The organism is Dietzia sp. HMSC21D01 (assembly GCF_001815995.1).
GTDB lineage: Bacteria > Actinomycetota > Actinomycetes > Mycobacteriales > Mycobacteriaceae > Dietzia > Dietzia cinnamea.
Window position 1 is genome coordinate 1 of record NZ_KV823716.1, and the last position, 1,356, is coordinate 1,356.

Annotated in this window: 1 protein-coding gene; it reads right to left on the bottom strand. The window is 74.3% G+C overall.

Annotated features, from left to right (window positions below; translation table 11 throughout):
- Positions 1-52 precede the first annotated feature (52 nt).
- On the bottom strand, positions 53-1,356 hold a 1,304-nt coding region (locus tag HMPREF3086_RS02585), incomplete at its 5' end, for a DUF349 domain-containing protein (RefSeq protein WP_371441644.1).

The window sequence follows — 1,356 nt, forward strand, 5'->3', positions numbered from 1 at the left end:
TCGAGCCCGGCCGGGCCTCACCGGCCGGGCTCGAACGCTTCCCGGGGAGGCGTCAGCGGGTGTCGACCGCCTTCTCCGCGGCCTCCGCCCACTCACGCCACTGCGCGGCCTGCGCCCGGGCGCTCTCCGCGTCCTCGCCCCTGCCCGCGGCGTCCGCCTTGGCGGCCTGGTCCTCGAAGTCGCGGACCCGGTCCCAGAACTGGCCGGCGCGCGCCTTGGCCTCCGGATCCGTGCGACGCCACTCCGTGTCCGCCGCGTCGGCGACCGCCTTCTCCAGGGCCCGGATGCGACCCTCGAGCCGCCCCATCCTGTCGCGGGGGACCTTGCCGATCTCCTCCCACCGGGACTGCAGCTCCCGCAACGTCGACCGGGCGGCGGCCAGGTCGGCGGCCGGGTCGATCCGGCCCTCGTACTCGGCGAGCAGCGCCTCCTTGGCCTCGGCGTTCGCCTCGAACTCGGCATCGCGCTCGGCGGCCGCCGCGTGCCGGGCGTCGAAGAAGGTGTCCTGGGCGGCCTTGAACCGCTTCCACAGCGCGTCATCCGCCTCGCGCGGCGCGCGGCCGGCGGCCTTCCACTCGTCCATGAGCTTGCGGAACGCCGTGGCGGTGTCGTTCCAGTCGGTCGACCCCGACAAGGCCTCGGCGCGCTCGACGAGATCCTCCTTGACCCGCTTCACCGATGCGCGGTTGCGGTCCAGTTCGGCGAAGTGGGACCCGCGCCGGCGGTTGAACGCCTCCCGGGCCTTGGAGAAGCGCCTCCACAGCGCGTCGTCCGTCTTGCGGTCGATCCCGCGGATCGTCTTCCACTCCTCGAGGATGTTCCGGAGCCGATCGCCCGCCGCTTTCCACTGGGTCGAGGACGCGCCGATCTCCTCGGCCTCGGACGCGAGAGCCTCCTTCCGGGCGATCGCGGCCGCGCGCTGCTCGTCCTTACGCCGACGCGCGGTCGCCTCGACCTCGGAGGACCGCTCGATGACCGCGGTGAGACGCGACGCCAGCGAATCGAGGTCGCCCACGGCCGCGGCGGTCGGGATCTGCTCGGCGAGTGCCTCGGCGGAGGCCCGGGTCTTGCGCGCGTCCTGCGGGTGCGATTCCAAACGCGTCTCCAGCAGGGACACCTCGGCCGCCAGGTCGTCGAAGCGGAGCCCGAAGTGGGCCAGCCCCTCCTCGGGAGCCCCCGCCTGCCAGGAGCCCACCTGGCGCTCACCGTCACCGGTGCGCACGAACACCGCGCCCGTCTCGTCGACCCGACCCCACTGTGACGGGTCGGAACCGCGCGTCGTCCGGACATCGGTCGCGGGAGCGGGCCGCGGAGCCACCTTCCGGGCGAGCGCCGCGGGCGACGGTGCGCCCGGCC